This window comes from Komagataeibacter sp. NFXK3, from assembly GCF_054182245.1.
In genome coordinates, this window is the sequence record NZ_JAPIVJ010000019.1 from 1 (window position 1) to 23105 (window position 23105).

Annotated in this window: 22 protein-coding genes; 15 read left to right on the forward strand and 7 right to left on the reverse strand. The window is 58.0% G+C overall.

Going from position 1 to position 23105, the window contains the following annotated elements; all coding sequences use genetic code 11:
- Positions 1-168 precede the first annotated feature (168 nt).
- Positions 169-366, forward strand: coding sequence for a hypothetical protein (locus OQZ28_RS15175; protein WP_159264420.1), 198 nt, complete (start codon positions 169-171; stop codon positions 364-366).
- Positions 367-392: 26 nt separating this feature from the next.
- Here the strand turns inward: OQZ28_RS15175 and OQZ28_RS15180 are convergent, their stop codons facing one another.
- From OQZ28_RS15180 to OQZ28_RS15195, 4 genes are read right to left on the reverse strand one after another with little or no spacing between them, the layout of a single operon-like run.
- On the reverse strand, positions 393-3527 hold the full coding sequence (locus OQZ28_RS15180; RefSeq protein WP_217420444.1) for an efflux RND transporter permease subunit: 3135 nt from the start codon (positions 3525-3527) through the stop codon (positions 393-395).
- Positions 3527-4561: an efflux RND transporter periplasmic adaptor subunit gene (locus OQZ28_RS15185; protein WP_146891046.1), complete on the reverse strand. Its 1035-nt coding sequence runs from the start codon at positions 4559-4561 to the stop codon at positions 3527-3529. Before OQZ28_RS15185 ends, OQZ28_RS15180 begins: the two co-directional genes overlap by 1 nt.
- Entirely contained in the window at positions 4558-6000 is a 1443-nt protein-coding gene (locus OQZ28_RS15190; protein ID WP_019088956.1) for a TolC family protein, read from the reverse strand. The genes OQZ28_RS15185 and OQZ28_RS15190 overlap by 4 nt, the downstream gene beginning before the upstream one ends.
- Entirely contained in the window at positions 5993-6643 is a 651-nt protein-coding gene (locus OQZ28_RS15195) for a cation transporter (protein ID WP_159264422.1), read from the reverse strand. Before OQZ28_RS15195 ends, OQZ28_RS15190 begins: the two co-directional genes overlap by 8 nt.
- Before the next feature lie 73 nt (positions 6644-6716).
- Here OQZ28_RS15195 and OQZ28_RS15200 point away from each other — a divergent pair, with 73 nt between their 5' ends.
- A complete protein-coding gene (locus OQZ28_RS15200; protein WP_003618791.1) occupies positions 6717-7115 on the forward strand; it encodes a MerR family transcriptional regulator in 399 nt (132 codons plus the stop codon).
- Between the two features lie 335 nt (positions 7116-7450).
- Here the strand turns inward: OQZ28_RS15200 and OQZ28_RS15205 are convergent, their stop codons facing one another.
- Positions 7451-7777, reverse strand: a complete 327-nt coding sequence (locus OQZ28_RS15205; protein ID WP_019092466.1) for a winged helix-turn-helix transcriptional regulator — start codon at positions 7775-7777, stop codon at positions 7451-7453.
- A 127-nt stretch (positions 7778-7904) separates the two neighbouring features.
- Here OQZ28_RS15205 and OQZ28_RS15210 point away from each other — a divergent pair, with 127 nt between their 5' ends.
- The 12 genes from OQZ28_RS15210 to OQZ28_RS15265 all read left to right on the forward strand — a co-directional run bounded on the left by OQZ28_RS15210 (position 7905) and on the right by OQZ28_RS15265 (position 19943).
- The gene (locus OQZ28_RS15210) at positions 7905-8894 is read left to right on the forward strand and encodes an NADPH:quinone reductase (RefSeq protein WP_159264425.1); all 990 of its coding nucleotides are present in this window, start codon (positions 7905-7907) and stop codon (positions 8892-8894) included.
- A gap of 163 nt (positions 8895-9057) precedes the next feature.
- Positions 9058-9183 carry a zinc-binding dehydrogenase gene (locus OQZ28_RS15215; RefSeq protein WP_082267141.1) on the forward strand — a complete coding sequence of 42 codons (126 nt, stop codon included), beginning with the start codon at positions 9058-9060 and terminating at the stop codon, positions 9181-9183.
- A gap of 395 nt (positions 9184-9578) precedes the next feature.
- A complete protein-coding gene (locus OQZ28_RS15220; protein WP_159264427.1) occupies positions 9579-10982 on the forward strand; it encodes an aminotransferase-like domain-containing protein in 1404 nt (467 codons plus the stop codon).
- Positions 10983-11322: 340 nt separating this feature from the next.
- Positions 11323-11805, forward strand: coding sequence for an MSMEG_0572/Sll0783 family nitrogen starvation response protein (locus OQZ28_RS15225; protein WP_159264429.1), 483 nt, complete (start codon positions 11323-11325; stop codon positions 11803-11805).
- Positions 11806-11829: 24 nt separating this feature from the next.
- Positions 11830-12804, forward strand: a complete 975-nt coding sequence (locus OQZ28_RS15230; protein ID WP_159264430.1) for a Nit6803 family nitrilase — start codon at positions 11830-11832, stop codon at positions 12802-12804.
- Positions 12801-13907, forward strand: coding sequence for an MSMEG_0568 family radical SAM protein (locus tag OQZ28_RS15235; RefSeq protein WP_159264432.1), 1107 nt, complete (start codon positions 12801-12803; stop codon positions 13905-13907). The genes OQZ28_RS15230 and OQZ28_RS15235 overlap by 4 nt, the downstream gene beginning before the upstream one ends.
- Positions 13907-14470: an MSMEG_0567/Sll0786 family nitrogen starvation N-acetyltransferase gene (locus OQZ28_RS15240; protein ID WP_039733280.1), complete on the forward strand. Its 564-nt coding sequence runs from the start codon at positions 13907-13909 to the stop codon at positions 14468-14470. Before OQZ28_RS15235 ends, OQZ28_RS15240 begins: the two co-directional genes overlap by 1 nt.
- Positions 14467-15441, forward strand: coding sequence for a sll0787 family AIR synthase-like protein (locus OQZ28_RS15245; protein WP_197461670.1), 975 nt, complete (start codon positions 14467-14469; stop codon positions 15439-15441). The genes OQZ28_RS15240 and OQZ28_RS15245 overlap by 4 nt, the downstream gene beginning before the upstream one ends.
- Complete coding sequence (locus OQZ28_RS15250; RefSeq protein ID WP_159264434.1) at positions 15438-16616, forward strand: MSMEG_0565 family glycosyltransferase; 1179 nt, start codon at positions 15438-15440, stop codon at positions 16614-16616. The genes OQZ28_RS15245 and OQZ28_RS15250 overlap by 4 nt, the downstream gene beginning before the upstream one ends.
- Positions 16604-16891 carry an MSMEG_0570 family nitrogen starvation response protein gene (locus OQZ28_RS15255; RefSeq protein WP_130732860.1) on the forward strand — a complete coding sequence of 96 codons (288 nt, stop codon included), beginning with the start codon at positions 16604-16606 and terminating at the stop codon, positions 16889-16891. Before OQZ28_RS15250 ends, OQZ28_RS15255 begins: the two co-directional genes overlap by 13 nt.
- A 16-nt stretch (positions 16892-16907) precedes the next feature.
- Complete coding sequence (locus OQZ28_RS15260; protein ID WP_159264435.1) at positions 16908-18155, forward strand: MSMEG_0569 family flavin-dependent oxidoreductase; 1248 nt, start codon at positions 16908-16910, stop codon at positions 18153-18155.
- 15 nt (positions 18156-18170) lie between these two features.
- Entirely contained in the window at positions 18171-19943 is a 1773-nt protein-coding gene (locus OQZ28_RS15265; RefSeq protein ID WP_159264436.1) for an AMP-binding protein, read from the forward strand.
- Positions 19944-20088: 145 nt separating this feature from the next.
- On the opposite strand, the gene OQZ28_RS15270 is transcribed toward OQZ28_RS15265, so the two are convergent.
- Both OQZ28_RS15270 and OQZ28_RS15275 read right to left on the reverse strand, forming a co-directional pair.
- Positions 20089-21459, reverse strand: coding sequence for an NAD-dependent succinate-semialdehyde dehydrogenase (locus OQZ28_RS15270; RefSeq protein ID WP_159264438.1), 1371 nt, complete (start codon positions 21457-21459; stop codon positions 20089-20091).
- Between the two features lie 16 nt (positions 21460-21475).
- Positions 21476-22600, reverse strand: a complete 1125-nt coding sequence (locus OQZ28_RS15275; protein WP_159264440.1) for an alkene reductase — start codon at positions 22598-22600, stop codon at positions 21476-21478.
- A gap of 115 nt (positions 22601-22715) precedes the next feature.
- Here OQZ28_RS15275 and OQZ28_RS15280 point away from each other — a divergent pair, with 115 nt between their 5' ends.
- The gene (locus OQZ28_RS15280; protein ID WP_159264443.1) at positions 22716-23078 is read left to right on the forward strand and encodes a winged helix-turn-helix transcriptional regulator; all 363 of its coding nucleotides are present in this window, start codon (positions 22716-22718) and stop codon (positions 23076-23078) included.
- Positions 23079-23105 lie beyond the last annotated feature (27 nt).

Below are 23105 nucleotides of genomic sequence, written 5' to 3' on the forward strand. Positions count from 1 at the left end.
GAGGCCAGACGCCGTAACGCAGAAGCCGTATAATCCGTCCGTAAGGCAATCGCACCAGCCATTCCCGATCCTCCCTCTCACGACAGAATCAGAACAGGCCCTTCGCGTCACTTCACAGATGAGTCAGCGACAGTAGCCCTTGGTATAAATCATTTGGATCGGGCAACGATGCTTTCGGTTTTCGGCCTTGACACGATGATGTTCGGTGCGGGCGGCAATCCAGATTTTCTGGACAGCGTCAAGATTCATGAAGGCAATTCCGAACCCAACCAGAAGGTCGAGTCAGACCGAATGGTGGCCGAGCGTGATACGGAAGCAGTTTTCATTCTGGGTTCTATTGGCATATCGGACATAATCTTCAAGTAGTTCTGTGCAGCAGTGGCCCATACCTGTCACTTGAACAAGGTTTCCGGAACTCCCGTTTCGTTTTCAGAAAAACTACCAAATTTGACAGCAAGAATAGGCAAAACAAACAGGTTAAGTATCATTGATGTCATGAGCCCTCCAAGAATGACAGCTGCCATAGGTCCTTCGATTTCCCGCCCAGGCGCATTCATATCAACAGCCAGAGGCGCCAGTCCAAGCGCCGTAACGAGCGATGTCATGAGTACGGGGACGACGCGGTCTCTGGCCCCCCGGAGCGCTGTTGTTACTCCCCATGTGAGATGTTCCCGCTCGACCAAAGTCTCAAAATGCGAAATCATCATCACCGAATTCCGAAGCGTAATCCCGAATAGAGTAACGAAGCCGACTGTTGCCCCAAGAGTTAGCGTTGTGCCGGAAACAATGATTGCCAGAATGCCGCCGACAAATGCGAAGGGAAGATTGACGAGTATCAGAGCGAGATTGCGCCATCCTTGTGTGATTATTGAGAGCAGAATCATGACCGCTATGGCAGCGAGCCCGGAATTTATAAACAGTTCCTTGCGTGATTGTGATTCAGCTTCCGCTGCGGATGTAAACTGAACGTAGGTTCCAAGAGGCAGTTTGATATTTTTTGCTATAGCCGTGCGTGCGTCCTGAACGAAAGATTGAGTTGATCGTCCTGTAACATTTGCGGTGACAGTCTGTGTTCTCTGTGCTCCCAGATGTGACACCTGATAGCGACCGTTCGTCTCATATATGTCTGCGACAGCGCGGAGTGGTACGTAGTTTCCGTGAACAGTATGCAGTGGCAGGAAGCCGACAGACGCAACATCATTACGACTTGCGTCATCAAGACGAACCATAACATTAAAAGCCGCAGAACGCTCGTATATCTGCCCCACGGTTTCACCCTGCCAGGCTGTATGGATGGATCGGAGTACATCCGCCGACCGAAGCCCCCAGCGCTCCAGATCAGCAGGGCGTAGCCGAATAGCAAGTTCCGGAACACCAGGGGGTGCTTCTATCCGGACATCTGTTGCGCCATGTATCTGATGCAACATGCGGACAATATTATTTGCCTGGATATCCAATACATCCAGATCATCGCCAATAATATTGATTGCCACAGCCGAAGACGAACCAGAAAGGGTTTCGTTTACGCGCATCGTCAAAAAACTACTGACAGAAAAACTGGCCCCAACGAACCCGTCAAGCGCTTTGCGAACGCGGGCATCAATCTGTCGGGAAGCCTTCCCATCCACCTGATTCAAATCAACCTCAAACTCGCTGGTATGTGGTCCATACGTGTCCTCATCCAGCGAGGCGCGTCCGACTCTCTGAGCAACCGAACGGATTTCGGGAAGCTGACGAAGTTTTTCTGTAACCTGTCTACCTAATTTCAGAGACTGTTCCAGGGAAGTCCCCGGAGCAGCCGTCATATGAATGATAAGGTGACCTTCCTTGAAATCAGGAATGAAATCGCTTTCAAGGAATGGAAGGGCCGCAAACCCTATCAAGGTGGTCAGGATCATCCCGCCTATAACAAATCGGGGATGGCGCATTAATCTGGCCAGAAGACGTTCATAAGCTCTGGCGGTCCATCCTGCCAGGGGGGGCTCTCTCCGGGTTTCTCCAGGCGTCGCCAAGAGCCATGCGCAGAGTGCAGGTACAACGGTTACAGCAGCGGCAAGAGAAGCCATGACCGCAAGAACATAAGCTGTTGCCAGTGGAGCAAACAGTCGTCCCGAAAGTCCGGGAAGGGCGATGACAGGCAAGAAAACGATAATGACAGCAAAGGTCGCGTAAACCACTGCACTGCGGACTTCAACGCATGCATCGAGTACGACGCGCGCTGTAGATGCGGGCTGGACCAGAAGCCGGTTCTCACGCAATCGGCGTGTAACATTTTCGACCCCGATCACGGCGTCATCCACGACCTCGCCGATGGCGATAGCAAGCCCCCCCAGGGTCATGGCATTCAAAGTAACCCCGAGTGTCTCCAGCAACGACAGGGCTATCAGAATAGCCAAAGGTATGGTGGCGCAACAGATTGCAGCGGTTCGCAGGTCAAAAAGGAAAAGAAAGATTACGGCAACCACCAGAAAACCGCCCAGAAGCAATGCTCGTGTGGCATTCCCCAATGCGGTCGTAATGAAATTGGCGGGTCGGAACAGGTCAGCATGCAATGTAATCCCCTGTCCCTGCAATTGCGGGCGGAAATCGGTAAGTGCCGCCTCGATTTCCCGGGTCACAGCCATCGTATTGGCACCGTACTGTTCCCATATATTAACCACAATGCCTGTTTTTCCCTCGATACTGGCCGCGCCGAAGGCGGGAATAGGGGCTTCAGTTACAGTGGCAATACTGCCCAGTGTGACAGCACCATTATCAGAGCGGACAATCACAGTGCGGGCCAGACTTTCTGGCGTCAGGGCCTGACCGTCAGACTGAAGAACGACTCTTTGGTTCGGGGTATCAATAAAGCCGGCCCCCTGTATGCCAGTTGCTTCCTGGGCAGCCGCAAGGACGTCATCAAGTCCGATATGATGCAAGATGAGTTGGTCTGGATGTACCTGTATCTGGAGTGACCGACGCTCCCCGCCAAACACACTGACTCCAGCCACACCAGGCAACGCCAGCAGACGCGGCCTTAATGACCAGTCAGTAAGCGTGCGCAACTGCATGAGGGACTGTTGTTCCGACGTCAGACCAATCACCAGTACCAGACCGGCGGATGAGGTCAGTGGCGTCATAGTCGGAGCATGAACACCGGCTGGCAATTGCTGTGCAACAACATTCATTTGTTCCCCGACCAGTTGCCGGGCGCGATAAATATCGGTCGATGTCGCAAACAGGACGTTGACGACTGACAGTCCCTGAATCGAAGTCGATTGCACGCGCTGAATACCCGGGAGGCCGGTCAGGGCAATTTCCATTGGGCGACTAACCAATGTTTCGACCTGTTCCGGCGTAAAACCAGCGGCTTCGGTCTGGATCGTGACCCGTGGCGGAATGAATTCCGGAAACACATCATAGCTGGCATGTCTCAAGCCATACAGGCCATAGAAGAACAACAGACATGCGGTTGCGATAACCACGCCCCGGAAGCGGATCGAAAACCCGATAATAGCTGCCTGAAGGCTGAAAGAACGTCCCGTCATCAGTCGTCATCGTCTCCTGATTCAAGCTGAGCTCGGAATTCTTCAGACAGAAGTAATTGCGTACGCTCTACGACGATTTGCGTTTCGTGTGTGATTTGTCCTGGAGTATCTTGGATCAGGTAGCCACCTTCTCGGTCCGGCACGTCGGTCGTAAGGGGTAGGCGTGTAAATTTTCCGTGTCCGTTATCACGGTATATCCACGACTTACCTTGCAGCCAGATAATAGCTGATGCAGGTATCCGGATACCGGGACGTTCCTCTTCGGTAGGCAGGAGAACGGAAACATTCATGCCCGCGACAAGCTGACTTTCAGCCGACGCAAAATAGAAAAAGCTACGCCCCTGAATAGCAGGATCGGTCATGGTTACAGGAGACAAATAGTGGAGCATTGTCCCGTGTCCACCCGTGTTTCCATAATCGGTCACATCCGCCTGACTTGGTGGGGTTGGTAGATCCGTATCTGGTGGAAGGGTCACCTTGACCAAGACCACTTGTTGTTGAAGTAACTGTGTAATGAAAATTGTATTTTTTTCGGTAGCGTCAGATATGACCGAACCAAATTGCTGTCTGATAATATTAAGTGCGTTATTCACCCGGACCTGTTCTGCTTTTACCATAGCTGAGTTGGACTGAAATCTGGCTGTTGTCTCCTGGAATTGTTCCTGAGAGATATTCTGCCGGTCGCGATACAGTCCTTTGTCACGATCGAGTTTCGCACGGGCAAGCGTCTGCTGTGCCTGCATGCTCTCCAGCCGCGCTTTCATGTCAGCATAATCACTAACAAGAGTGATAAGTTGTGTTGCGTTCAGAACGTAACCATAGGCGGGAACCAACTTTCTCCAAGGCACGATGCTGGGTCGTGCAGAAGCGATGCCACTCTTCGTAACTGCTTCCGGGGAGACCGTCACGGTCGCCTCTGCGCCAAGAACCGAAACTGGTGGATCATCATCATCTGCAACAGCAATGTCCGCCACGTTTAGAACTAGGAAGACAGAAAGACCTACAAGAGGCAGCCAGAAGGCCCTCGCTTTCATGGTGAGTTCCTTTGGTTATTTTCAAGCAGGCCGGAAACCTGCGCGGCACTGGTGTGATCAAAAATGGGCTGCTGCATGCCATCTTCGATCTGACCTATGGCTTGCCGTTGCTGAATTTCTGCTTCAAGAAGAGCGGTCTCTGCTTGAATCTGCTCTATATGAGTCATAACCATCGTTGGTCGGTCGATTGCGCCTGACTGAAGGCGGTGCTGCATCTGGTTCAGCCTTACCCGTACGGTTTTGGCAAGTTCATCCGCCTGTAGCAGAATTGATGTCGTGCCGCGGTAATTGGCCGTAGCCTGCGAGATGGACTTAAACACCGTGTTCTCTGCACGCCGGAGACGAGCCGCCGCCTCATGCTCCTGCCCAACAGCTTCAGCTATGGGGCCTTCGTTCTGATTGAAAATCGGAATTTGCAGAGAGGGATTTACCTCAAAGCGATTTGAAATATCCCAGTTATAGGCGGGACTGATGGTGACATCGGGATAGCGTCGGGAAACTTCGACCCGTAGAGCCTGTCGGGCGGCGTCATAAGACGCAAGAAGTTCCCGCAGATCCGCGCGTTGCATTACGGCTTGGTATCTCATGTCCTGTGAATCGCGGTATTCCATGAGGTCGGGACAGACATCAAATGCTTTTGTATCAAGAGCAATGGAATCAAGTGCTTCGGCAGGAACCCCGATTGCTCCTGCCAGAGCTGCCTTACGGACGGCATACTCGCGCCGCAGATCACTGACAGACAACTCGGCATGGATCATTTCCGTCCGTACCTGCGATATTTCGAGAGCGGATGCTCGCCCCTGATCAAAACGTGCCTGTTCCAGGGTAAAGAGTTCGCGTTTAGCTGCCGCAGTCTCTTCCACAAGCTTGAGGCGCCCGGATACAGCCCAGACGCCGAGAAGAGCAGACCGCGTGTCGCTGCGTAGTTTCCATGCAGTATTGATGACTTCCCATTGCGCGACGGCAGCCCGATATCTGGCTTCTTTGATACGGTGATAACGCCTGCCGAAAAATTCGATCAGTATTGACGCGCCGTAGCCGACGTAATGAGCCGATGGGCCACCCAGCACCGTGAAACTGGGATTGGGCAGTTGACCGGCTGTCTTGATTCCAGCGCGAGCCGTTTCCAGTTCAGCTTTAGCTACAAGGATATCGGGATGAAAATACAAGGTAGCAAGCGTCAGGCGAGTGATGCCCCATGCGTTTTCCTGACTCGATACGTTTGGTCCGAGAACTTTTGTAATGAATTCTTGCAATCCGGCATCCGTAAATTGACGGCTGGAAAATTTCTGGACATCTGATTCCGGCGAAATATTTGAGTGATCACTATTTGTACAGCCACAGAGCAGGGGAAAAATCAGGAGAATGAATGCCGCATTATAGCGTGTGCGTCTCCTTACCTGCTTAATATATTCTAGAGTATTATATGATTTATACATTGATATGTCGTGATATATCTGATTTGTTATCTGTTAGTTCTACTCTCGATTGTCGCATAATCTGCACACCTCCACTAATACCAAGCATCGCAAGGATGGCAGCTACCGCAATATCCGGCCACGCAGAACGAGTGCCAAACACGCCCAGAGCTGCCAGCACAACGGCAACATTTCCGATCGCATCATTACGAGAGCAGATCCATACAGAACGGCGGTTGGCATCACCTTTCCGGTGTGTCCATAATATGAGGGCACAGGCCAGATTGACCGCGAGGGCAAGCAGACCAATGCCGCCCATTGCGTCTGGGTGAGGCGGATGGTTGCTGTTCATTACTATCCACCCAGCATTGGCCATTACCCATAGCCCAGCCATGAACAGGGTCAGGCCTTTCAGAAAGGCCGCGCCAACTCGCCATCGCAATGCCATTCCGGCAACACTGAGGCTTATTGCGTAGTTGGCGCTGTCGCCAAGGAAATCAATCGCGTCCGCCTGTACGGATGCAGATCCAACCGACACGCCAGCCCCAGCTTCAACGGCAAACATGCTGGCATTGAGAAAAAGCGCGATCAGGAGCGCTCTCCGCCATGATTTATTGATTGGTAGCGGCGTATCTGTGCATCCACCACAGCATCCTCCTGCCATCCAGCGCCTCCCTGACGAATCATCTGTTTTAATGTATGCTCCCTGTAGCAACTACAGGGTCAAGAGGCAGGGAATGCGATCGATTGGTGCCTTGGGGAAGGCGACGAATACCAAAGTCGAGACGATCCGCTATTACGAACGGATCGGTCTTCTGGCTCCGCCACAGCGGACCGATGGCAATTATCGCACTTATGATGATGAGGCACTCGCGAGACTGTCTTTTATTCGTCGATCTCGGGATCTGGGTTTTTCATTAGACCAGGTAAGAGCTCTATTATCCCTAACGGATCAGGGAACCCAGGATTGTAAGACAGTTGATAGAATTGCTCGTGACCATATGGCAGAAATTGAGCGCAAAATTGCGGATCTCATCGCATTGCGCCATGAACTTTCTACGATGATAGAATCATGCGGGGGAGGTAATATTTCAGAATGCCGAATTATTGAAGCACTTTCTCCGTTTGATAATTAGTTCTCCTGACTTTTTTCGCAGCCAGTCGATTCTGCATTTGACGGAAGATTACCCGAAATAGTTATACGGCCTCATCCTCACGTGTCAGAATCTGAAAAATCCTCATGGAAAATTCAAGGACTATACGTGCTCCCATGGTGGCAGTTTATGATCAGGCCAGTTCTGAAGCAGACATTCGGCTTCCCCCCCTTATCCACCTGCCTGCTCCGTCCATGTTGAACAGACAGACGGCCCACGCCTCGTTTCGGACGCCGAGCGCAGCCCTGAGTTTCCCCGACGCGGACATGGCTACATGGCGCGGGAGGATTGGGCTCTGTCAGACCCGCGCGGCTCGCCTATAGCTGTTGAGCCGCGTAATTTTCGCCCCACAGCTTCATCGCTTCCAGGACAGGCGCAAGCGTCCTGCCCCGCTCCGTGAGCGAGTATTCAACCCGGGGAGGCACTTCCGCGAACACCTCACGACGGATCACGCCATGTTCTTCCAACTGCCGGAGTTGGAGCGTGAGCGAGCGTTGCGTCACCCCACCAATCAGGCGGCGTAGTTCACCGAACCGCTTCGTCCCGCCGAGGAGATAATGAAGGATCAGCGGCTTCCATTTGCCGCCGGCAACTTCGACTGTGACTTCGACGGCACAGCGAAAAGGCTTCGGATCTGATGTCATAAGGCTATTAGTATACTATCTATCTCTATATATCAAATAAGTGCCTTCTTGCATAAAAGCCTGCATGTGAAGATTTTCTGCTCTGTAGCGTCCGCTTTGTGGCGTCCTCCAACAGTAGGAATTGATCATGCGTGCCATTTACTACGACCGCCAGAGTGCGGCGGACGATGTCCTGATCCTCGGCAATCTCCCGACTCCCTCGCCCAAGGCGGGCGACGTTCTCGTGCGCGTACACATGTCTGGCGTTAATCCGACCGATATGAAAGCACGGACCGGATTCTCGTCTGCTATGCCCTATGAACGCATCATTCCTCACCAGGATGGTGCCGGTGTGATCGAAGCTGTGGGCATGGGCGTCCCGGCATCGAGGATTGGGGAACGTGTGTGGATCTTTGAAGCGCAGGCAGGTCGTGCCGAGGGAACAGCGGCTGATTATGTCGTCGTTCCTTCCGCCAATGCGGTGCCGCTGCCGGCCACGACGTCGTATGAAATCGGCGCATCTCTTGGCATTCCGGCGTTGACCGCGCATCGCTGCCTCTTTGCCGACGGAGACCTCAAGGGCCGGCGGGTTCTGGTTCATGGCGGTGCCGGGGTGGTCGGATCGGCCGCGATCCATCTCGCCAAATGGGCGGGAGCGTGGGTTGCGACGACGGTCCGCAAACCGCAGCACGAGGCAATCGCACGTGAAGCTGGAGCTGATTTAGTCCTCAACCTGCGCGGCGAAGACGTCCCGGCCAGGATACGGGACGCCACGGCGGGCAAAGGCATTGATCGGATTGTCGACGTCAATCTCGTCGAGAACCTCGACCTGGATCTCGACTGTCTGGCGAACGGTGGAGTCATCAGCTCCTACGCGATGCGCGACGCGGCGGATGAAAGTTCGATCCCGCTGCTGCGCGCGATGATCGCCGGTGCCGTCTTCCGGTTCGTCTATATCTACACCGTGCCGTTGTCGGCCAAGCAGGCTGCTATCATCGACATCACCGCCTGTCTCGAAGCAAAAGCCTACAAGCCTGTGATTGGCCTGATCGTGCCCCTCCACCGCACAGCAGACTCACACACCGCTCTCGAACAGGGGGCCGTCACTGGCAAGGTACTTGTTCGGGTGGTCGACTGATAAGGCGGCAAGGCAACTCCGGCTTATCCTCGCCGCACAGCTGTCATTCGGCTTCCATCAGACCGTCTCGTTCGGGGATTCCGGGCTTTAGCGGATATCTGTGCCCGTTCTATGTAACGCCCCCTGTGGGTGACAGACCGATGGTGAAAGACCTTGCGCGCGCATGGACCGCGTCCGGCCTAGGCCTGTGATCGACAGTGTGTTTCCCTTTGCTCGGGCAAGGGAGGCATTTGACCATCTCATGACTGGTAGCCATGTCGGGAAAATTGTCATTGCCCTCTCGGACTAACCCACGCGATAATGGTTCTCTATATTGCTCCGACGGCATGACGGCTGTCCTGGCGTGTCCAGTTGCACATTCAGATGAACCGTAGTCGGACGGTCCGCTTACCCCCATTCCGGACGCAGCCTCAACTGCGATCAGCAAAGAGATAATGGAACGATACATTTTGCTTATGAACCTATTGGCTCCGGATCGAACGGATGTGGGTCTGGTCGGATCGCTTTAAACAGTGAGTGATAGAACTACGTGAACTTAACTCTTTGGAGAGGACATTAACGCGACGAAGTGGCGTGATGACCTGGACGGAGCACCCAACCATTAATCTGTATCGATCATTATTGCACGGATTGTATGGTATATGGTCGAATGGAATCTCATCGAATATATGGAAATTCCATCCCATGTCCGCATACCCCTATCTCGCCCACTGGAAAGAAGAGATCAGCCGGAGTCGGAACGCGATTTACATGACGCTGGCCGATGCCCTGGCGCTTTCCATCCGCAAGGGCGACCTGCGGGAAGGGGACAGGCTACCGCCACAGCGAACGATCGCAGAATATCTTGGCACCAATCTGACGACCGTGACCCGCGCCTTTACCGAGGCCCGCCGACGCGGTCTGATTGACGCAACGGTCGGGCGGGGCACTTTTGTGCGTGTCGGTGCGGGGGAAAGCCACTGGCGCCATACGGGACCGGCTGTGGTGGATCTGACCATGAACCTGCCGCCGATCCCGCAGGATCCGCCGCTTCAGCGGCTTATCCAGAGCGATATTACGGCCATCCTGAAGCAGCAGGATCTGAACAGCCTGATGTCATACCGGGTGACGGGTGGCACTCTGGAGGAGCGCCAGCTTGGCGCGAAATGGATCGCGCCCGTGATCGGCCAGCGGCGAACGGACGAAATTCTTGTCTCACCGGGTGCCCAGAGCGCTCTGGCGGCCATTGTCAGCACCCATACCCAGCCCGGCGATGTCATTGTCACCGACCGTATTGCCTATCCGGGCATCCGGACCATAGCAGCGCAGTTTGACCTTATTCTGGTTGGTGTGGATAGCGACATGGAAGGCATGATGCCGGACCAGTTGGATCGGGTCTGCGCCGAACATCATCCCCGGCTACTTTACTGTATCCCGACCATCCACAATCCCACCACGGCCACCATGTCGCTGCAAAGGCGCAGGGACATCCTGAAGGTCGCCCAGCGCCATCATCTGCATATTGCGGAAGATGATCCCTACAGCCTGCTGATGGACAACCCGCTCCCGGCGCTGGCGGCCCTCGACCATAGCCGTGTCAGCTACGTGGCCACCCTCGCCAAGACGCTCAGCCCCGGCCTGCGCACGGCCTATGTTGCCCTGCCCAATGCGGACATGACCCGGCGCGTTACGGCAGCCATCCGGGCGATCGCGCTCACCAATGCCGGTCTGCTCAGCGCGCTCACGGCGCGATGGATGCAGACGGAGCAGGCGCATACAATCCTGCATGCCATCCGCAAGGAGCTGCGCCTGCGCCAGTCCATTGCCCGCAAGGTTCTGGGTGAGGGGCACTGCATGAACCCCGACGGCCCGCATGTGTGGCTGAAATTGCCGGACTGGTGGGGCAGTGCGGATTTTGTGGCGTATGCCCGCAGGCAAGGCCTGGCGCTGGTGCCCAGCACCGTTTTCACCATCAGCGGCGAGCCGCCGCAGCGGGCGCGCATTGCATTGGGCAGCGCACCGGATGCTGCAAGCCTTGAGGAATCCCTGCATGGCGTGCTGTCGGTCCTGCAACACAAACGCTCACCCGGCTTCGCTGATATTGTGTGACCTGCGCGCAGTGTCTGGAATCGATCGGAACATCTGATTCCGGGGTGCGCCATGCGGGCATATGGAAAAACAAAAAGGCACTTCATTCACGACTGCGTGATTATAAAATCAAGCTAAAACAGATTCTTATGGATGCCCCTTACGATTGTATGGTTGTCGTATATTTTTTGTATGTCTCTGTTTTGGCAGGATGGCGGCATGTGATCTGATTTGATCCGTTTGTACCCTTTTCATGAGGCATATAATATTTTGGCTCTCTGCCATCCCGTGCCACGTTTGCCTCGGCAACACGGTCAGCCCCGGCTCCCTGCCGGAGACCGCAGCACACGGGAGAGATACCATGCCGAAAGTCGAACACGCTCCGTACAAAGACGGCGACTGTTTCGTCAATTATGAAAACAAGGTCTTTGAGGACATCAAAGCCAAACCCGGCGAAAAAGCCCTCATAACCTTCCACACCGTCGCCAATGAAGGCTCGGTCGGGTTCGTAAACCTGCTGCAGGCCACCCGCCTGATCCGCAAGGGCTTCGAGACGTCGGTGCTGCTGTATGGGCCGGGCGTGACCCTTGGTGTGCAGCGCGGCTTTCCCCGTCTGGGCGACGAAGCCTTTCCGGGGCACATGAACTGCAACAAGCAGATCGCAAAAATCCTCGAAGAGGGCGGCAAAGTCTATGCCTGCCGCTTCGCGCTTCAGGCCCTCTATGGCTACGGCGAGCAGAACCTGATCCCCGGCATCACGCCCATCAATCCGCAGGACGTGCTCGACATCATCCTGCTGGCCCGTCGCGACAACGCCTTCATCCTCAATACCTGGACCCTCTAAAGGCCGAAGGGAGGACCGCAAGCCATGTCCCGTATCGTTCGCGCCGCAGCCATCCAGATCAGCCCCGTCCTTGGTGACGATGGTCTGGGGACTGCCCGGAAAGTCTGTCAGGCCATCCGCGAGGCCGCCGAAAAAGGCGTGAAACTGGCGGTCTTTCCTGAAACCTTCGTGCCCTATTACCCCTATTTCTCGTTCATCCAGCCGGCTTTCCGCTTCGGTGGGGAGCATCTGGAACTCTACGAACGCGCTGTCGTCATTCCCGGTCCGGTCACCGACATGGTGGCAGAGGCTGCGCGCCAGACCGGCATGGTCGTCGTGCTGGGCGTAAACGAGCGCGATTTTGGCACGCTCTACAACACCCAGATTATCTTCGACGCTACGGGTGAAATCCTGCTCAAACGCCGCAAGATCACGCCCACCTACCATGAGCGCATGGTCTGGGGGCAGGGCGATGGTTCCGGGCTGAAAGTGGTAGAGAGTGCGGTCGGTCGCATCGGCGCACTGGCCTGCTGGGAGCATTACAATCCGCTCGCCCGCTACGCGCTGATGACCCAGCACGAGGAAATCCATTGCGCCCAGTTCCCCGGCTCGCTGGTAGGGCAGATATTTGCCGACCAGATGGAAGTCACCATCCGGCATCATGCGCTGGAATCCGGCTGCTTTGTGGTGAACGCTACGGGTTGGCTGACGGAAGAGCAGATCAAGGAAATAGCGGGCGACCCTGCGCTGGAAGGGCCGCTGCGGGGTGGATGCTTCACGGCCATCGTCTCGCCTGAAGGGAAGCTGCTCGGCACACCGCTGACGGAAGGCGAGGGGATGGTGATTGCCGATCTTGATTTCGCTCTTATCACCAAGCGCAAACGGATGATGGACTCTGTAGGACATTATGCACGACCTGAACTGCTTAGTCTGCTTCAGGATCGGCGGCCTGCCCGTACCGTTCATTACGTTGGTGAAGCCGATCCGGTTCCCACATCTACAGATGAGGCTGCGTCATGACCATTCCGACGCTCGGTACACTTTCTGGTCGCAAGCTCGTTACCGATCTCCAGTCCTTTGGACTGCAGATCGGCGAGCAGACCGGCGGCATTGCCCGCAAGGGAGGCGCTGGTCCTTCGGATCACAAGACGATCACCATTGCGGGCCAGACCGTCATGGTTCCGGTCTATACGTCTGGCGCGCAGCATTCACCGTTTCAGGCCAGCCCGCCAGACCAGCACGGGACCAGCATGCTGCTACGCGATGGGCGGGCAGTAGGTACGATCCATTTCCCGGCTGCCCCGCGCTTTTACGGGCTGAGCACGACAGACGGTATTCCCTACTGGAAGATCGCGCTACTGCATGGCCGTGACACGCTGGCGACCACGGTGCACCAGACCTGCATCCGCTATGCCGACCGGCGCACATCCTGCCAGTTTTGCGCCATTGGCCAATCGCTGGAGGCGGACCGGACGATCGCTTACAAGACACCGGCGCAGCTTGCCGAAGTTGCCAAAGCTGCTGTGGAACTGGACGGCGTGCGCGACATGGTGCTGACGACCGGCACGCCCAATGTGGTTGATCGGGGTGCTGCCGTGCTGGCGGAGTCAGCGCGTGCCATCAAGGCGGCGGTGGATCTGCCGCTTCAGGTTCAGTGCGAGCCGCCACGTGATCACGGCTGGTTCCAGCGTTTGCGGGAAGCCGGAGCCGATAGTCTGGGTATGCATCTCGAAGCCGCTACGCAGGTAGTGCGTGAGAAGATCATGCCGGGCAAGGCCACGGTCAGCGTCGATCGCTATATGGACGCCTTTGCTTCCGCCGTACCGATCTTCGGGCGCGGGCAGGTTAATACCTACATTCTGGCAGGCCTTGGCGACAGCGCCGAAGATATTCTGGCTCTGGCTGAACGGCTGATCGCACTTGGGGTCTATCCCTTCGTGGTGCCGTTCGTACCCATTTCCGGCACACCGCTGGAAAATCACGCACCGCCTTCCGCCGACTTCATGAAGTCCGTACTCGCACCGCTTGGGCGGATGTTGCGGGATGCGAACATGAAATCCACCGACATCCGCGCCGGGTGTGGCCGGTGTGGCGCCTGTTCCTCCCTTTCGGCTTACGAATAATGACAGCGATCCTCGAAGGCGTGGACGACCGCCCGTTCATCCCGACCGAATATGTCGTGCGGCTGGCCCGCACGCCGTGGGAACGGGCTGGCTACCATGCGCTGCGCCGCGACGTGTTCTGCACCGAACAGCAGGTCTTTGCCGATGATGACCGGGACGCAATCGACGCGGTTGCCATTCCCATCATCGCGGCGTGCTGCATGGCGGGCATGCCGGACCGGGTGGTGGGCGCCGTGCGCATCCATGAAGCTGAGCCCGGCGTCTGGCGCGGCTCCCGTCTGGCCGTCCATGAAGACCATCGCAAACTGGGACGGATCGGCGCGGAACTCATCCGCATGGCGGTCAGCACGGCGCACGGGCTTGGGGCCACGCGGTTCCTGGCCCAGGTACAGGAACAGAACGTGCTGTTCTTCCGTCGCCTGTACTGGAAAAGCCTTGGAGCCATGACCCTGCATGGGCTGCCACATCACGACATGCAGGCCGACCTCTCACGCTATCCGGCGCATGGTCAGGATCAGACCTGGCTGCTGCGCCCGCAGCCCCGTAACCGGCAGGTGGCATGATGGCACACGAACTGACGACACTGCTGCGCACGCTTCGACACGGTCGGGCCCTTGCGGGCAAGCAGGATATTGCCGAAACCGTCGCAATTCTTGGTCGGGACACAAGCGATGGTATCCGCCTAGGAGATGACTGCGCCGCCATACCGGATGGCGATGGCTATCTCCTGCTGGCCAGCGAGGGGTTTCAGGACAGCTTTGTCCGCTCAATGCCGTGGTTTGCCGGGTATTGCGGCGTGATGGTCAATATCAGTGACATCGCGGCGATGGGCGGTCGCCCTGTAGCTGTAGTGGACGCGCTGTGGAGCGATACGTCCGAGGCGGCCGCGTCCATTCTGACTGGTCTGCATGAAGGTGCGCGCACCTATGGCGTGCCGGTTGTCGGCGGCCATACCAACATGCGCAGCACCCATAATTCGCTGTCAGTCGCGATCCTTGGCCGTGCCCGTCATCTGCTGACCAGTTTCGATGCCCGACCGGGCGAAGTCCTGATCGCCGCCATCGACCTGCGCGGCCGCTGGCACGACCCGCACCCGTTCTGGGATGCCAGTTCCGCACTGTGTCATACTGAGGGGGCGGCACGCCTTCGAGATGATCTCGATCTCTTGCCCGGCATTGCCGAGGACGGGTTGAGCCGCGCTGCCAAGGATATCAGCATGGCCGGACTGCTGGGCACCGCGCTCATGCTGGCCGAATGTTCGGGTATCGGCATGACCATCACGCTCGATGACATTCCACGTCCCGACGATGCACCAATGGAACGCTGGCTGTCCGCATTCCCCAGCTATGGCTATCTGCTGACAGCCCGGCCCGAGGATGCCCGGGCAATTATCGCACGTTTTCAGGCACGCGGGATCACTGCCGCCATCATCGGACAGTGCGATATGACACGACGCCTTGATATCATATGGGACGGGGAGAAAGAAACCTTCTGGGATCTCGCCCGGACGCCGCTCATGGGGTTTGTGTCATGAGTCTGTCCATTGGCATCCTGACCCATTCGACCAATCCGCGCGGTGGTGTGGTGCACGGCATGGCGCTGGCGGAAGCCCTGTGTGACGCGGGCCATGACGCAACGCTGATTGCGCCGGACGTGACAGGGGCCGGTTTCTTCCGCACGCCCCGCTGCGCCACAAACTGCATCCCGGCCGTGCCTGAGACCGACCTGCCAACGCTGGTGGAACGCCGCATTGGCGAGATCAGGGACGCCCTGCGTGGGCAGCATTTTGACGTGCTGCATGCGCAGGACCCGATCAGCGCCAATGCACTGGCCGAACTGGTGGAAGAGGGACGGATACCGGGCTTTGCCCGCACGGTCCACCATCTTGACCATTTCACGCACCCGGTCCTTGCCGCGCGGCAGGAACGGGGGATCAGGGCGGCGGCCGAACTGTTTACCGTCAGCACAATGTGGGAAGATGTCCTGCGCAACGACCATGGCCGCGAAGCCCCGGTCGTGGGCAACGGGGTTGATCCCGTGCGCTTTTCGCCCGTAGAAACCGCGCACGATGCCACGTTGCGGGCGCGGTATCATCTGCCTGCGGGCCAGCGCCTGATCCTGTCCGTGGGCGGGATCGAGCGGCGCAAGAACACGTTGCAACTGCTCGACGCATTTCTGGCCCTTCGCCGCGAGCGGCCTGATGTGCATCTGGTGGTAGCAGGCGGGGCCTCGCTGCTGGATCATTCCACCTACCGCACCCGGTTCATGGCGCGTCTGCGCGAAAGCGGTGCGGCCGATCATGTCACCATTACCGGGCCGGTTGCGGATGAGGACATGCCTTCATTCTACCGGCAGGCGGACGTGCTGGCCTATCCATCCGTAACCGAAGGGTTCGGGCTGTGCCCGCTGGAAGCCCTGGCCTGCGGCACGCCTGTTATTGTGCCGGCAATCACACCTTTCACGGAGCATTTTTCGGCAACGGATGCGCTGTGGTGCCAACCGGCGCGCCCCGACACCTTGTTCATGGCGTTGCGCGACGCCCTGCGCGTCGAAAGCCGTGACCATTTCCGGGCTAGCGGCCCCGCAGCGGCCCGCCGTTTCGACTGGAGCCACGTCGCCAGTCGGCACCTCCCCGCATATCGGTGTCTGGCAACGCGGTCGCGCACTGATGCCATTGCTTCAGGAGCTCTTTCACCATGCCCGAAATGACCTTTCGTGTGCGCTGGCCCGATGGGAAGGAGACTGACTGTTACTCCCCGTCGCTGGTCATAAGGGACCACTTCACGCCCGGTCAGGATTATCCGGTCCGGGAGTTTCTTGAAAAGGCGGACACCGCCCTGACGGACGCCAGCGAGCGGGTTCGCGCCCGCTACGGCTTCCCATGCAGCCGCGCCCTTGGCCAGCTTCAGGCCATAAGGCAGGCCGGTGCGCCTTTTCTGAACCAGTCCGACGCGCAGGTGCGCGTCCTGTCTTTCAGTTATTGAAACGAAAAGAACGACCATGACACAGAACGAGAAAAGCATCCCCGTTATCATCGTGGGCGGCGGACAGGCCGGGCTCTCCATGAGCTGGTATCTCTGCCGCGAGAAAGTGGAGCACATCGTCTTTGAGGCAAAGACGGCCTGCCATTCGTGGGACGATGAACGCTGGGACAATTTTTGCCTGGTCACACCCAACTGGCAGTGCGAACTTCCCGGTCATCCCTACAAGGGGAAAGACCCGCACGGCTTCATGGTGAAGCAGGAAATTATTGACTACGTGAAGGGCTTTGTCGCCTCCTTCAATCCGCCCCTGCGCGAGCACACAGCCGTTACCTCCATCACCCGCCATGAAGGTGGTGGCTATCGCGTGGTGGCAGGTGGTGAGACGTGGCACGCGAAGCATGTGGTCATCGCATCGGGCGCGTATCAGGATGCGGTGATCCCCGGTTACGCCAGCGCGATCGACCCTGCCATCCATCAGGTTCACTCGCAGGATTACCGCAACGCGGCCCAGCTGCCTGAAGGGGCTGTGCTGGTCGTGGGCAGCGGCCAGTCCGGCGCGCAGATTGTCGAGGACCTGTTCCTTGAAAAACGCAAGGTCCACCTTTGCGTCGGCTCCGCCCCGCGCGTCTCGCGCTTCTACCGTGGCCGCGACGTGGTGGACTGGCTTGCGGACATGCATTTCTATGATCTGACGGTGGATAATCACCCCCTGCGTGACGGCGCACGCGACAAGACCAATCATTACGTCACGGGCCGAAATGGAGGCCATGATCTTGATCTGCGGCTCTTTGCCAAGGAGGGCGTGGGCCTGCATGGCACGCTTGAGACCATTCGTGACGAAATCGCGCACTTCGCGCCGGATCTTGCGGAAAACCTTGATGATGCGGACAAGACCAATGCCGATATCAAGAAATCCATTGACGCCTACATTGCTCGTGAAGGGATTAGTGCTCCCACCGAAGCGCCCTATGTACCCGTCTGGGAGCCCGATGGTAGCAACGCGCCACTGGACCTGAAGGCCGCGGGCATCACCTCGATCGTCTGGTGCATTGGCTTCCGACCGAACTATCGCTGGATTGACGTGCCGGTCTTCAACGGGGCCAACAAGCCGGTCTGGCATCGCGGCGTGACCGACGCGCCGGGATTCTACTTCCTCGGCCTGCCGTGGCTGCACACATGGGGATCGGGACGGTTCTCCGGTGTCTCGCGTGATGCGGCGTGGCTGGCCAGCCAGATCACCGGCAAAGACGTGCCCGTAGCCTGAACGGAGGTAAGCGCCATGCTTCCATGGACCACATATGAAGTGATGTATGACTCAGCCCTGAACCAGCCTGAGACATTCTGGCTGGATGCGGCACAGCGCGTCACATGGAAGCATCCGCCAGTGACCGCATGCAGGGCACGGGCGGATGGCTGGCATGACTGGTTTCCTGACGCCACGCTCAACACCTGCCACAATGCCGTGGACCGGCATGTTGAAAATGGTCGCGGCGGACAGACCGCCCTGATCTGGCATTCCTGCGCCACCAGGGAACGGAAGGTGGTAACTTACCGGGAACTCCAGGGTAGGGTAGCCGGGTTTGCCGGTAGTCTGCGCTCGCTCGGGGTGGAAAAAGGCGACCGTGTCCTGATCGTCATGCCGACCATGATCGAAACGACTATTGCCATGCTGGCCTGTGCGCGGATCGGTGCCGTACATGTCGTGGTTTTTGCGGGTTATGCCGGGCCTGAACTGGCGCGCCGGATTGATGACGTGGCGCCGAAAGTCATCATCACCGCCAGTTGCAGCTTTCAGGGGCAAACACCCGTTCCATCCGTACCTGCCCTGAATGAGGCGCTGGCCAAAACAGCGCATAGACCGCAGGCCTGCGTGATCGTGCAGCGCAAAGTCTGTCCGGCCTCACTTCTGCCGGTGCGGGATCATGATTTCCATATGCTGGAACTCTCCGCGCCAGCAGAGCCGGCCCTGCTGCGTTCCGAAGATCCTCTCTATATTCTTCACACATCTGGCACGTCAGGTCATGCGAAAGGTATTGTGCGTGACAATGGCGGTCATGCCGTAGCCCTCGCGCTGTCAATGGAACTTATCTATGGCTGTAAACCCGGCGATACTTTCTTCACCACATCGGATCTGGGCTGGGTCGTCGGCCATTCCTATGGCGTCTATGCGCCGCTGATTAGCGGTTGCACCAGCGTAATCGTGGAAGGGGGCGCATCTGCTTCCGTCATTCACGCGCTCTGTCATGAGCACGCGGTGAAATGCCTGTTCACGACGCCAACACAGATGCGACTCATGCGACAGGAAAGCCGTCATCTGTCAGGAGCGATCCTGCCCGCACTGGCCCGCATTTTCGTGGCCGGGGAGTATGCAGACCCGACCCTGCTGGACTGGGCGCGGTCTCATTTTCGCAAACCCGTGGTCAATCACTGGTGGCAGACCGAAACCGGGTGGAGCATCACAGCCCATTTCTTTGGCCTGCCCGAGCGCGAGCCGGTCTCGCTTATGAATGACATTGGGCGGCCCGCACCGGGATTTCGCCCGGCCATCGTGCCGTCCATGCCGGGTGAACAGTGCGGGGAGATTGTCCTGTCCCTACCGCTGCCACCCGGCTGCCTGGCTGGCGTATGGAAGGATGGAGCGATCCATGTTCCCACAGCTTACCTGGACGAGACCGGCCAGTATTATCGTACCTTCGACGAAGGCATGATCGAGGCCAGCCGCGCCGTGCATATGCTCGGGCGTTCCGATGATGTCATCAAGGTCGCAGGACGGCGGATTTCCGGCGTGCAGGTCGAAAAGATCATCGCCACCCATCCAGCCGTTCATGCGTGTGCCGTAGTTGCAATTCCGGACGAACTGCGAGGGCAGCGACCTGTCGCTTATGTGGTTCCAGATCCCGAAGCGGAATGCGCGCCTTCTTCCGAGGAAATCGTTGCGCGGGTCAACGAAGTCCTCGGGCGCTGGATTGGCCTGAAAGAAGTCCGCTTCGTCAGGCATCTGCCGACCACCGTATCAGGAAAGATCACGCGGAAACGCCTGCTGGTCTCTTGACGTGAGCAGTATCGTAACGGGCTAGAGGGCCTTCTCATGCCGGAACATGCGGTGTGGTTGGATCAACCGGGTCGGCTCTGGGTTCGGAATCTCTCTTTCTGCCCCGGACTGGATTTTATCCGGGGCAGAAAACACACATCCCCTATCAGGCGACACGGATCAGCTTACGGTTGATGAACTCCTCAATACCCAGGAAGGACAGTTCGCGGCCAAAGCCCGAATTCTTGATCCCGCCAAAGGGCAGTTCGGGTGCTGCGGCCGTGGCCGTGTTGATGAACATCATGCCGGTCTCGACCGCTTCGGCCACCCGTTCCGCCCGGCCAAGGTCGCGGGAGAACACAGAACCGCCGAGGCCATAGGGGGAATCGTTGGCCAGTTCGATGGCCTCATGTTCGGATGCGACCTTGTGCACGACGGCAACGGGGCCGAAAATCTCCTGATAGAAGACCGGGTTGTCCTTTGACACGTTGGTCAGGATGGTCGGCTCCATGAAGAAGCCCGTCCGCTCCATCCGCTTGCCCCCGGCCTCCAGCGTCGCCCCTGCCTTGACCGCTTCTTCGGTCTGCGCCAGTGCGGTGTCGAGTGCCTTCCTGCTGCTCATCGGACCATGGGTGGTACCCTCGGCCAGCGGGTCGCCGATGCGGAACTGCGTGATAGCTTTCTTCAGCCCCGCGAGGAAAGCGTCATAGACCTTTTCATGCACGATCATTCGTTTGGCCGCCGTGCAGACCTGCCCGTTATTGGCGAAGCGCCCCCACGTTGCCCATTTGACGGCGAGTTCAAGGTCCGCATCATCCAGCACGATGAAGGCGTCGCTGCCGCCAAGCTCCATCGTGTCCTTCTTCAGCGCCGCACCCGCTTCGGCCGCGACCGTCTGGCCCGCGCGTTCGCTGCCCGTCAGGGCGACGCCACGGATGCGGACATCCTTGATCAGTTCAGCGGACTGGTCATTGTCGAGGAAGATGTTGGTATAGACGCCGACAGGCGCACCTGCATCGTGGAACAGCTTTTCAAAGGCCAGCGCGCATTGCGGCACGTTGGGCGCGTGCTTGGCGATGACCACGTTACCCGCCATCAGGTTCGGCCCCGCTACGCGAGCCAACTGATAGTAGGGGAAGTTCCATGGCTCGATGCAGTAGATCAGGCCAAGCGGCTGGTTGATGATCTTTGCGTGGCCTTCCTTGACCTTCAGATGCGTGGGGGCGAGGAATTCTGCCGCGCCATCGGCATAGAAGGACAGGATATCGGCGGTAATGTCGATTTCTTCCAGCGCGTCAGGCAGCGCCTTGCCCATTTCGGTCGCGATCAGGCGCGCATGCGCCACCCGGTCGCGGCGCAGCAGGGCGGCGGCCTTTGACATGATGACCTTGCGGGCTGCGATGTCGCGCTTTTTCCAGTCGGTCTTCCACACATGGTCCGCGCGATCCACAATCGCCTTCATCTGTGCGGCGGTATGCAGTTCAAACGTGCGTTCCACGGTTTCCGTGGTCGGGTTGAGGGTCTGGTAAAAACTCATTGGTCCGTTTCCCTGTTTATTGATTGTGGAAAGGATAGTCGGTGTAGCCATGTGCGCTGCCGCCATACATCGTCGCCGGGTCCAGCAGATTGAGCGGCCAGTTATGTTCCAGCCGCGCAGGCAGATCCGGATTGGCGATGAACTTCCGGCCAAAGCCGATCACGTCCGTCCATCCATGACCCAGCACATGCTGTGCCTTGTGCAGGTCGTACCGGCCTGCGCACAGAATGCGGCCGCCAAAGATGTCGCGCACGCTGGCGCGGAAGGCATCCGGCATTTCGGGCGCATTGTCCCAGTCAGCCTCGGCCAGCGAGACATAGGCGATGCCTGCCTCTGCCAGCACGCGCACGGCTTGCGTGTAGGTCTCCGCCGGGTTGTCTTCCAGCAGGCCGAGATACACGCGCTCTTCCGCGGTCGTGCCGAACAGCGGGGAAAACCGCACGCCCAGCCTGTCAGGCGTGACCACGGCGGAGACGGCCTCGACCACTTCACGCAGGAAGCGCAGGCGATTGGACAGACTACCGCCATAGGCATCGGTGCGGAAATTGGCCCGTTCGGATAGGAACTGGTTGATCAGGTAGCCATTGGCGGCGTGGATTTCCACTCCATCGAACCCGGCAGACAGCGCATTACGTGCTGCCTGTGCATACATCTCCACCATTGCATGGATTTCAGGAACGGTCAGCGCGCGCGGCATGTCGGGCGGCACCAGCTTTCCCGTGCCCGGCCCCGTGGGGATGAACACGTTGACACCCGTTGCGGCCACGGCGGACGGGGCGATCGGTGCCTCATGACCGGGCTGCAATGCCCGGTGGGACACGCGGCCAACATGCCACAACTGTGCGAAGATGGGTCGCCGCTTTGCGTGTACCGCATCGGTGACCAGTTTCCAGCCCGCGACCTGTTCAGGGGAGTAGATGCCCGGTGTCCAGGCATAGCCCTGTCCGCGGGGTTCGATCTGCGTGCCTTCGGTAATCAGGAAACCCGCCTGAGTGCGCTGCGCGTAATACTCGGCCATCAGCGCGTTGGGAATATCGCCGGGCTGGGTGCTGCGGCAGCGTGTCAGCGGTGGCAGGAAGATCCGGTTTTCAAGCGACAGGTCGCCCAGCCGCATAGGCCCGAATAAAGAAGATGAAGACATGATCAACCCTGTTTACAAATGCAGGCCATCCGTCCGGCCCGCATGTAAACATTGACCCAGCCAGCGGCGTGCGCAAGAACGCACATAAACCGCCACTAGTGTCAGGAATGATACCATGCCCCGCATCCGTCATACCACGCTGGCCTGCAGTCCCGGCTGCACGGTGGAAGCTACGCTCGAACTGTTTGGGGGTAAGTGGAAGGCGCTGATTCTGTACCACCTGTTCGAGGACGGGGTGCTGCGGTTCGGCGAACTGCGCCGCCGCCTGCCCAACGTCACACAGCGGATGCTGACCAATCAGTTGCGCGAACTCGAGGCGGACGGGCTGGTGTCACGCACCGTCTTCCCCGAGGTGCCCCCGCATGTGGAATACGCCCTGACCGATCTGGGAAAGACGCTGAAGCCGGTCATTCAGGCGCTCAAAACGTGGGGAGATCGCTATGCGCATTCTGTCCAGCGGAACAAAGCTGCTGATTGAGATTGGCTGCGAATATTTGCAGAAATC

Excerpts from the sequence above, each read along its gene's own strand:
- OQZ28_RS15175 (WP_159264420.1), top strand. The coding sequence starts at position 169 with ATGCTTTCGGTTTTCGGCCTTGACACGATGATGTTCGGTGCGGGCGGC.
- OQZ28_RS15180 (WP_217420444.1), bottom strand. The coding sequence starts at position 3,527 with ATGACGGGACGTTCTTTCAGCCTTCAGGCAGCTATTATCGGGTTTTCG.
- OQZ28_RS15185 (WP_146891046.1), bottom strand. The coding sequence starts at position 4,561 with ATGAAAGCGAGGGCCTTCTGGCTGCCTCTTGTAGGTCTTTCTGTCTTC.
- OQZ28_RS15190 (WP_019088956.1), bottom strand. The coding sequence starts at position 6,000 with ATGTATAAATCATATAATACTCTAGAATATATTAAGCAGGTAAGGAGA.
- OQZ28_RS15195 (WP_159264422.1), bottom strand. The coding sequence starts at position 6,643 with ATGGCAGGAGGATGCTGTGGTGGATGCACAGATACGCCGCTACCAATC.
- OQZ28_RS15200 (WP_003618791.1), top strand. The coding sequence starts at position 6,717 with ATGCGATCGATTGGTGCCTTGGGGAAGGCGACGAATACCAAAGTCGAG.
- OQZ28_RS15205 (WP_019092466.1), bottom strand. The coding sequence starts at position 7,777 with ATGACATCAGATCCGAAGCCTTTTCGCTGTGCCGTCGAAGTCACAGTC.
- OQZ28_RS15210 (WP_159264425.1), top strand. The coding sequence starts at position 7,905 with ATGCGTGCCATTTACTACGACCGCCAGAGTGCGGCGGACGATGTCCTG.
- OQZ28_RS15215 (WP_082267141.1), top strand. The coding sequence starts at position 9,058 with ATGGACCGCGTCCGGCCTAGGCCTGTGATCGACAGTGTGTTTCCCTTT.
- OQZ28_RS15220 (WP_159264427.1), top strand. The coding sequence starts at position 9,579 with ATGTCCGCATACCCCTATCTCGCCCACTGGAAAGAAGAGATCAGCCGG.
- OQZ28_RS15225 (WP_159264429.1), top strand. The coding sequence starts at position 11,323 with ATGCCGAAAGTCGAACACGCTCCGTACAAAGACGGCGACTGTTTCGTC.
- OQZ28_RS15230 (WP_159264430.1), top strand. The coding sequence starts at position 11,830 with ATGTCCCGTATCGTTCGCGCCGCAGCCATCCAGATCAGCCCCGTCCTT.
- OQZ28_RS15235 (WP_159264432.1), top strand. The coding sequence starts at position 12,801 with ATGACCATTCCGACGCTCGGTACACTTTCTGGTCGCAAGCTCGTTACC.
- OQZ28_RS15240 (WP_039733280.1), top strand. The coding sequence starts at position 13,907 with ATGACAGCGATCCTCGAAGGCGTGGACGACCGCCCGTTCATCCCGACC.
- OQZ28_RS15245 (WP_197461670.1), top strand. The coding sequence starts at position 14,467 with ATGATGGCACACGAACTGACGACACTGCTGCGCACGCTTCGACACGGT.
- OQZ28_RS15250 (WP_159264434.1), top strand. The coding sequence starts at position 15,438 with ATGAGTCTGTCCATTGGCATCCTGACCCATTCGACCAATCCGCGCGGT.
- OQZ28_RS15255 (WP_130732860.1), top strand. The coding sequence starts at position 16,604 with ATGCCCGAAATGACCTTTCGTGTGCGCTGGCCCGATGGGAAGGAGACT.
- OQZ28_RS15260 (WP_159264435.1), top strand. The coding sequence starts at position 16,908 with ATGACACAGAACGAGAAAAGCATCCCCGTTATCATCGTGGGCGGCGGA.
- OQZ28_RS15265 (WP_159264436.1), top strand. The coding sequence starts at position 18,171 with ATGCTTCCATGGACCACATATGAAGTGATGTATGACTCAGCCCTGAAC.
- OQZ28_RS15270 (WP_159264438.1), bottom strand. The coding sequence starts at position 21,459 with ATGAGTTTTTACCAGACCCTCAACCCGACCACGGAAACCGTGGAACGC.
- OQZ28_RS15275 (WP_159264440.1), bottom strand. The coding sequence starts at position 22,600 with ATGTCTTCATCTTCTTTATTCGGGCCTATGCGGCTGGGCGACCTGTCG.
- OQZ28_RS15280 (WP_159264443.1), top strand. The coding sequence starts at position 22,716 with ATGCCCCGCATCCGTCATACCACGCTGGCCTGCAGTCCCGGCTGCACG.